General features: G+C 34.2%; 8 protein-coding genes. 2 read left to right on the plus strand and 6 right to left on the minus strand.

Features of this window, described 5'->3' with window-relative positions:
• Positions 1 to 221, minus strand: a 221-nt coding sequence (locus RZN25_17410; protein MEQ6378586.1) for a hypothetical protein, incomplete at its 3' end; no start/stop codon positions are given.
• A gap of 92 nt (positions 222 to 313) precedes the next feature.
• Here RZN25_17410 and RZN25_17415 point away from each other — a divergent pair.
• Entirely contained in the window at positions 314 to 1,072 is a 759-nt protein-coding gene (locus RZN25_17415; GenBank protein MEQ6378587.1) for a hypothetical protein, read from the plus strand.
• Positions 1,073 to 1,086: 14 nt separating this feature from the next.
• Here the strand turns inward: RZN25_17415 and RZN25_17420 are convergent, their stop codons facing one another.
• Both RZN25_17420 and RZN25_17425 read right to left on the minus strand, forming a co-directional pair.
• Positions 1,087 to 3,813, minus strand: a complete 2,727-nt coding sequence (locus RZN25_17420) for an AAA domain-containing protein (GenBank protein MEQ6378588.1) — start codon at positions 3,811 to 3,813, stop codon at positions 1,087 to 1,089.
• 68 nt (positions 3,814 to 3,881) lie between these two features.
• Complete coding sequence (locus tag RZN25_17425) at positions 3,882 to 4,613, minus strand: glycerol kinase (GenBank protein ID MEQ6378589.1); 732 nt, start codon at positions 4,611 to 4,613, stop codon at positions 3,882 to 3,884.
• Between the two features lie 425 nt (positions 4,614 to 5,038).
• Between RZN25_17425 and RZN25_17430 the strand changes: the two genes are divergently transcribed.
• A complete protein-coding gene (locus RZN25_17430; GenBank protein ID MEQ6378590.1) occupies positions 5,039 to 5,434 on the plus strand; it encodes a (deoxy)nucleoside triphosphate pyrophosphohydrolase in 396 nt (131 codons plus the stop codon).
• Between the two features lie 232 nt (positions 5,435 to 5,666).
• Here RZN25_17430 and RZN25_17435 read toward each other — a convergent pair whose 3' ends face one another.
• The 3 genes from RZN25_17435 to RZN25_17445 form a co-directional block, all read right to left on the minus strand.
• A complete protein-coding gene (locus tag RZN25_17435) occupies positions 5,667 to 6,809 on the minus strand; it encodes a DUF4268 domain-containing protein (GenBank protein MEQ6378591.1) in 1,143 nt (380 codons plus the stop codon).
• Positions 6,810 to 7,078: 269 nt separating this feature from the next.
• Positions 7,079 to 8,137 carry a DUF91 domain-containing protein gene (locus RZN25_17440; GenBank protein ID MEQ6378592.1) on the minus strand — a complete coding sequence of 353 codons (1,059 nt, stop codon included), beginning with the start codon at positions 8,135 to 8,137 and terminating at the stop codon, positions 7,079 to 7,081.
• Positions 8,138 to 8,164: 27 nt separating this feature from the next.
• Complete coding sequence (locus RZN25_17445) at positions 8,165 to 8,557, minus strand: hypothetical protein (protein MEQ6378593.1); 393 nt, start codon at positions 8,555 to 8,557, stop codon at positions 8,165 to 8,167.
• Between the last annotated feature and the right edge of the window lie 55 nt (positions 8,558 to 8,612).

Here is an 8,612-nt window from a genome sequence, read left to right on the forward strand (position 1 = left end):
CCCTTTATGTCATTCGACATATTTCGGGTGGTGACAGTGCACCGTTCCCAAGGGGGAAGTAGATTATTTTTTGCTAGTTTCATCATCGACGTTTGAACAAGAGCACCAACTTTCATTTCATCTACATTAAGATCAATTGAAAAATCCTGGGATGGTTTCTTTTCCATAACAATAGTATTGTTAGTCACCCTAGAGCCTTTCTTTTTGAAAAAATTAAACATAAAAATCCCCCTAACTATTAATTATCTTCCTTTTTGGAATAGGACAAAACTCCCCCGCCATATATTGAAGTATCTAAAAGGAGGATGGCAACATGACCAACACCTATGTTTCTCCCAAAAAAATATACATGTTTTATGAGGATACTGTCACTAGGTCAACTGCATTTAATTATTCAGAATTAATGAAAAAGGCAAAAACACCCTTCATCACATTAGAAAAAAGGAATGATGGAAATTACAACCTAGTAGGAGGGTTTAAATATCTTAACGGTATAAGGTTACTTAATGAAAAAAAACCATTATACTGTACACTGGTTGAATCATTCCAGTCAGAAAAGGAACGAAAACTAGCAATCTTGCAAAGGGCTCTTGCAAATCGGGAGAAACCAATTTATAAAGAGATCCTTATCCACGAACTAATTCACGAGTATAAAATGAGTAAGAATGAAATTAGCATTGAAATTGGAGAAGATGCAAAAAAGATTCAAAACTATATGTATAAACAAGTTATACCTGCTGCCTATTACAAAGCTGCAGACAGATTGAATGTTAAAAGTCTTGTCCTAGCCATTTATTGTGCAAACAACTTTACGTCTTATGAAAAAATAGTACTCACTGAATTATGTCTTCAAGAAAACAAAAACTTGCGATTTAAAAGATCGCATCTTTCTATTTACATGAAATATAGAAAATCATTCAATCTATTTGAAGACATTGCAAAGGCAAAAAAACAGGTTATGAATGCTGTGAATGTTGAAGAAGCTCATAATGAATACTGGAAGTCTGTCCCTCACCCGAATAACCTTTTATTTAAATTAGATAGTGATGATAAAAATGACTTTCAACATTGAAGATAATTATTAAATTAAACTTCCCTACCCATTACCTCTCCCAACTTCTCCTTCAGCCTTTTCTCCTCGTCACTCTCTGTTGTTTTCATTCTTAAAATTGGAATATCGTATTTAGCTAGGATTTCATCTTTCATCTTGTCCCGTTTTAACTGTTTTGGATTATCAGCATGGTATGCGTGTCCGTCAACTTCTACAACTAACACTGGCATTTTATCTACTTTGTTAAAAATAACAAAATCAGTATGGGTGAGGATATTCATGGCGTATTGCCGTTCTTCTTCTGAAAGCTTTGAGGTATCCTTTATGAGCATTCTTAATGGTTGATGGAGAACTCGATCTAACCCCCGAAACTCAGGTGAATTTAAAACCTTCTCGATAACCATGTTCATCAGGTTTTCTGATGCATAGTCTGAAACCTTCTTTGAAGATTTCAACACTTTTAACAATTCATCAGAATAACCACTATACAATAAATCAAATACAGAATAAATTTGGCTTTCAACCTGTTCAAAATTATTGTATTGCATGTACCTAATTAAATCACCGATGTTTGTCCCCTTCCATTTCTCGCTTCCTTCAGAGACAACAACAATTAATTTGTCCACCGCCCTTGATACTGCCACATTAATTAGGTTTGGATCATCCACAAAATCATTGGCTATGACTTCATTAGACACCGTTGTAAGAACGACTACATCTCTTTCTCGTCCTTGGAATTTATGTACAGTGTCCGCTTCAATATCAGAATCCTTAATTGCTTTCACTAATTCGTCAGCCTGATCTCGATAAGGAGAGATAATACCTATCGTCCCAGCGTTCTGATGACTTGGTAGAATTTCTTGAATAACGACATCAATTTGCCTTTGATTTATTTTTCCTCTGGCATGATTTCCCTTTGCAGTTTTGTAAAGAATTAGCGGTGTCTCATTAGAATCTTCATCCGTCAAAATCACTAATTCGTTATTATAAAACTTTTGATTACAAAAATTTATAATTTTCGGGTGGCACCTATAATGTTCCCTTAAAAGGGTTCTGGGTATGTCCTCAAATAAGCTCAGCACTGAAGTTAGTAAACTATGTTTACTATACTGATAGGATGAATCCAATAAACTGTTTGTGAAAATAGAATCAGTTATACTTGCAATTTCGGATGGTACTACATTAGGTAGTTGCTTTTCATCCCCCACAATTACGGCATTTCTTGCACACGATAGGGCTAATGCACCAGTGACTATATCTACCTGTGAAGCCTCATCAACAATTACATAATCAAAAAGATAATCCTTAGAAGCACAACTCCTCAATGAATGCGTTGTACTTAATATAACAGGGTATTCACCAATAAATCGCTCGAAATTCTTCCATAAGACATCCTTTGTAAATGAAGCTCTTTGACCATTAGAGACGTACTTGTCAGCGAGTTTTGCCCTTAGTAATTCCATTGAGGATTGACTATAATCCTTCATGGCATTTTCAAAATTATAGTTTTCTAGTCTTTCGGACAAACGATCAATTTTCCTCTTTAATTCAGATATCTTGCTTTCATAGTACAATTTCTGTAAAAAAGAAATGATAACTTCAGAGGTGTTTTTATAAAACTTAAAGTTATACACTCCATATACAAAAAAATTATAGATTTTACTTTTGAAGCCTAATTTCCCATCATTTGAATTATGTTTGCATTCTATTAACATCCTCAATACCTTGTCAGCCTTAATTTTATAAGCAGTACGAAATTTTATATCACTAAAATTAGATTCCGCATAATATTGATTGAAATATTGTTGTTCAGTTTTAAGATCTGAAAGCATACTTTTGAGCTTTGCTCGTCTGTTTTGCAAATCTAATATGGAATCTAATTTTGTTTGAGCTTCCCGTAGTTCTGTTTTTGTTTGTTGGTATTCTTCAGGGGATAAGGACCATTCGTCCATATTAGGATAAGCGTCAACTTGTTCAGAAAAAAATTTCTCTTTATTATCCTTGTTTCCTAGATAGGCTGCTAGAAACCCAACACCATATTTATCTAATTTCTCTAACACATTGGCTGTTGCCGAATTGTTATTGGAAACAACGGCAACTGTCTTATTTTCTATAATTGCATTTGAAATAATATTTAAAATGGTTTGGGTCTTCCCAGTTCCCGGAGGCCCTTCAATAACACTGACTTGTTCTTTTAATGCTTTTTCCGTAGCTGATTTCTGACTTAGATTAAAGCCAAATGGAAAGATAGGATGCAGTTCATTTTTGTACGATACAAACGGTTTTCTTTCTAAGTAAGCCGCTAACACACTATTAGGAGAAATATTAGAAATACTACTATATTGCTTGTTCAAAAAGCTTCTTTCGCTTTCACCTTTAACGCTTACATGATTAGATAGCTCTTTCAAATATTCGAAACAACTTTTTGCTTTTTGATTACCTAGAGCAGACTGTTCAATCCTTATTTCACTCAGCTTATAAGTGTTCTTATAACCTGTCCCAAAAATTAGCCTCACATGGTTATCAAACACAATTATATTTTTAATACCTGAGATTGGCTGAGTATTTTGATAAACAATGTTGTAAGAAGGGTCCATCATCTCTTTTACATAGAATTTTTCTACATTATCATAATTGTAAGTGAACACTCTATTGGAATTAGAGAAATTCACCTTCCATTTTCCTTTTTCATAGGTGCACTCTTCTACTTGGTCCGTTTTATCTTCACCTTTTATAAAAATAAGATGCTTGTAGATATTCATTCTAATTCACCTCAGTCCATTTTCCATACCCAAAAGCAAGAGACTTTCGATTCTCTTGCTTTTTTAAATTAATAAGCCTGAATCCCAAACTTCAACAATTTCTTAGGCAAAATATCGTCCAAGTTCTGAATGTCTGTATCTTGAATTTCGATTAAGTTAAAACCGTATTTTTCATAGATCCTTAGCTTCTCTTTTTTCCGTTCTATGTATTTGGGATCATTTTCTAATCCCCAGTATTCTATGTACACCTTTCCTACAGGCAGATAAAAATCAGTATAAACATCTTCTTCGACAGGGAGCTTCCTCTCATAGGCATGTACTATTTCAGACATATATAACCAGTTGTCGATTAGCATCTCTGCTCGGGACCGAACATAGTGACCATCTGCTGTTCTATGTTTCGCCTTAAATTTTTCTCTAAATCCTAAAGAATTACCTGAATCATTTTCGGTTGTGGGCTCTTCCTGTTCCGTTCCCTTTAAGGAATTAATTGTTTCTACTAATCTTTTATTACTTAAAATACTCTGTGGCCAATTGACATATGGGACACCGGTTTGTTCATATTCCAATTGCTTTCCACCAATACTAAGGCTTAGCTTCGTGACATTCCAACCATTTACAGCCTTTTGTACAAATCCCAGCTCAGATAAAATTGGGTTCATTTTAAACTTAGAGACTCCAAAATGTTTTCTGAGTGCAGTCGCATTGATTAGTTTCTCGTTTTGATTAGAAAACATATCATGATCCTTAATACTTTCATCCCAAGCTATGTACTCCCCCGCTTTTGGAAGTTTTTTCACTGTTCCACCAATCTTCTTCCCCTCAGCCGTCAATATCCAATTATCGTTTTCTCTTTCAACAAACCCACGTTGGAGAAGTGTTTCAAATACTTCTTTAACAGGTTTATTTAATTCTTTTGGAAAGTGCCGTTGTAGATAGATATTTTTTCTTCGTATTTGTAAACATCCTACTCACCTCTTTTTTCCTTAATTTTACCATTAGCCAAAGTGAGTATTTGTCTACTTTTGTCGAAAGGCTTTGAAAAATGTAAAAATGATACAAAATAAGGATAATATAGTTATAAATTCCCAAATAAACACTTGATCTCGATTTTTGGTTGATGACACTTTGCGAAACTGATAAAGGTTTAAACCTCTTTGAGATGCTGCCATTCTTAAAAAATGCTATCATTCACACATAGGTTTACCACCAAGGAGGCCCACTCATGAAAAAATCCCTAAAAGTAGTAGCAGCCATCATTGAGAACGACAAAAAGGAAATCTTGTGTGCTCTTCGTTCCCCAGAGATGTCTTTACCCAACCATTGGGAGTTCCCTGGTGGAAAAGTAGAAGAAGGTGAGGATATATATTCAGCACTAACACGGGAGATTGAAGAAGAGTTGGGTTGCACGATAAAAACGGAAGATCTATTCCATGAAAACACCCATGAATACGATACATTCATCATCAACCTAGTTGCCATCATGGCGAAAAACATTCATGGCACTCCAACACCAAAAGAGCATTCCAAGCTCATCTGGCTTAAATCAGAAAACCTTGATTCTCTGAAATGGGCTCCTGCTGATATACCCGCTGTTCAGAAATTAATCAAAGAAAAATAGCCCCTATACAGGAGGCTAGAAAGCAATACTCTTACTCACTTTTGGAATGAAAGCTGGTGGAATTTCTTCTATTACAATTCAAAGCTATTGGTTTTTCCATAGTGTCTTAAATAGTCGGAGGCTTCATTTCCAGACCCCAAAGCAGTAATGCTTCCAATCACTGGGGGTCTACCTTTGATCCCTCCATCACTTTATCCTATAGAAACCCTTAAACACTGCAGATACAATTTCACTAAACATCTCCTTGATTTAGCCTACTAATTAATTTTTGCCGTACCTCAGAAAGACTTTCTTTAAATGCATGTTCTAACCTAATCATAGAATCAACCATGAATATAATCATTTCATCCCAATCATCTTGGTTAAATACATCCACATTATCCTTTTGAAATTTAACACGGGATGCTTTCTTATCATCAAGACGATCCCAATGCAAAGAATCTCCGAATTTCTCTTCAATTGAATCCTTTAGTTTATATAATTCGTCAAAAATAAATTTGTTTTCATTCTTAATGGGACGTTGAATATATAGTTCAACCCGTGCATATGATTTTGACATTACAAAATTATAGGCTGTATTTGATATTCCAGTTCCAGTTCCAATCCAATTATCTTTTGAAGGACTAATATTTTTAAATAGGTCGGATTTTTTGTTCATCTCTGGTAACAATTGATTCCAAAAATTGATTCTAACATTATGCCTATTTTTGGACTGAACTTGGATATCAATATCATCTTGATTCTTTTCAGCCATGCTAATGATATATTCTTCAGAATCCTTCATAGGAATAACTTGCTCAATATTTAAAAAAAGATTGTCGTCTAACTCATACGGTATCACTTTAAAACATTGAATGCGAAGTTTATAGTTCAATAACCATAAAACCGTTGATGTAACTTCTTTTCTGAAGTTTGCAGCAACGATTATAATCCTTTGTGTGTGTCCTTTGTTGAGAATCAATTCCTCATAATCCTCATTATCGTAGAAATCCTTTAACTTGTCCTCTGCACTTGTATTTGGCTCATATTTGTTAAGATAATCTTGATAAACTGACTTGATTTGTTCCTTAGTTAAACTAGAGCAGTAGGAAGCATATTTTAGGACCTGCCACGTAACATCTCTGCCAGAGTCATCTAGCTTATTTTCTATAACAACCAAGTTACCCTGCTTATCCAGAGCCAGCAAATCCAATCTTTCATTTGTATCATTAAACCCACTGAATTCCTTTTGAATTATTAGCAAATCTTCTTCAAATACTTCAGGATTGTAAGCTATCCATTCCTGTAAATTTTCTCTTTCCCTAAATCCAAGTTCTGAAAAAGTTTTCTGCTCCAATTTGGAAATTCGATTTTTGTTCTTATCAAGAATAAACAAAAAGATCACCTCACAACTATCAATGTTTTTATAAAATCAAAACTCTAATTTTTCTCTCGTACAACAGAAACTTATGATCCTGCACAACATTTTTTTAACCATTTCATATCCCTTAGATAGCATTTACCTTGTTTTATGAACTGAGATCAGATACTTCTTTCTTTAAGTTTGTTTATAAATTTATTTGTTCTACTATACTAATGCTTAACTGAACCTTCCCTGTATCACTTTTTTAACATTGGTGTGTTCTAGCAATATTGAAATTATATTCACTCCTCACCTAACGGAAAGTGTTTCTCCAAAAATTCAAGTGAATCTTCATTCCTCAGCTTACAGACTATATTTTGATTAGCAAAAATTCCTGGCTTTGTGACTGCATTTTCTCTATCAAAAGCTTTTTTCCAATCAATCCCCACTATCCAATCTGCCTTGTCAGGATTATCTTTATCTTCTTTTATATTGGTCTGTTCTAGCGGAGAATCAAATAAAAATGTACCATCTTCTAATTGAAAATCCTTCCCCATAACTGCATTTGCTGTTACAACACCATAGCCAACGTAGCCTTTACCTTTCAAGTAGGCTAATATTCTGTCTCCTATGTTTAACTTTTTAATTTGTTTAATGTATCTTATACCTTGACCTGCACTTAAGAAGCCATATTTTTTACAGTCGTCCCAACTTCGCCAGTGCTCGTCACCAATATTAACAAAATATATACCAGTCCAAGGAGATTTCTTCCTATCCCCAGCTCGTTCTGAAATTTCCTCTGGGTCCATTAGCCATGAACGACCTAACCACTCATTACTTCCTTCTTTGAAAAAATCAAAGAAAATACAATTTATGTTTATATCATATTCAGAGGAAAGGTACTGAACAATTCTTTCAGATGATTGATCTAATTCAGATGCAACAATAACAATACTGTGTGATTTATTTATTTCCTCAGGAAGATGTGATTGAAATTTGTTATAGAAAGCTTGTTGTAAGTCACTTTTTAAATAATTTACAGCTATATCCCGAACTTCTTTATAGGATAAATCTTTAACCCATGAAGCATAATCTAATGCTTGAGCAACTATATCTCTTGGAGTTTTATCTTTTTTCAATTCTAGTATGATAAGGTTGCCTTCAATGTCCATGGCCAACAGATCAATTCTCCCACCAAAACTAGTAACAACTTGTCTACCGAAAATTAAAATATCAAGCCCCATAATACTACTATCCTTTGCAATCCAGCTCTCTAAACGGTCCTCACTGTTCAACCGAGTTTTTGAAACTTCTTCTAATTGATTTCCTTTCACTTTCCATAGATTCATATTTAGAGTCATTATCTTCCCTCCCTATGTTCCCACATACTACTTCAGAATCCTAAGGTGAATATCACCTTCATATTTCTTTATATCACTCTTCTGTGTAGCATTTCTCCCCTTGACTGTTAATAAGAGCTGCTGTTCATCTCTTTTTATCTTAAACTGATAGTCTTTGTTTTTACCCTGATATGATTTTCGAAGAACCTTATCTAAAATAAATGAGGTTGGTAAGCAGACAAACTGATCTGGCTCTTCCAGGATTAGAACAAGTGCTTTTAAGCTTCTATTTTTAAGCAGCTCGGCTGATTTTTCTCCTATTTGATAATTAAAGGTTTCAAAGTCTTTAGTCTGATTGGCAATTCCTTCTTTTGAACGCATGACTTTAACAATTTGGTTATCATTAATCTTAAAAGCATTTTTATAATAACCATTTTTCATATGCTCAAATTTATTAATTAGGGTCTGCTGAACGATTCGCTAAACAGCCCATTTA

The organism is Bacillaceae bacterium S4-13-56 (assembly GCA_040191315.1).
Classification (GTDB): Bacteria; Bacillota; Bacilli; order Bacillales; family JAWJLM01; genus JAWJLM01.

Coding starts and splice junctions, on each gene's coding strand:
- RZN25_17415 (MEQ6378587.1), top strand. CDS start 314: ATGACCAACACCTATGTTTCTCCCAAAAAAATATACATGTTTTATGAG.
- RZN25_17440 (MEQ6378592.1), bottom strand. CDS start 8,137: ATGACTCTAAATATGAATCTATGGAAAGTGAAAGGAAATCAATTAGAA.
- RZN25_17445 (MEQ6378593.1), bottom strand. CDS start 8,557: ATGAAAAATGGTTATTATAAAAATGCTTTTAAGATTAATGATAACCAA.
- RZN25_17430 (MEQ6378590.1), top strand. CDS start 5,039: ATGAAAAAATCCCTAAAAGTAGTAGCAGCCATCATTGAGAACGACAAA.
- RZN25_17420 (MEQ6378588.1), bottom strand. CDS start 3,813: ATGAATATCTACAAGCATCTTATTTTTATAAAAGGTGAAGATAAAACG.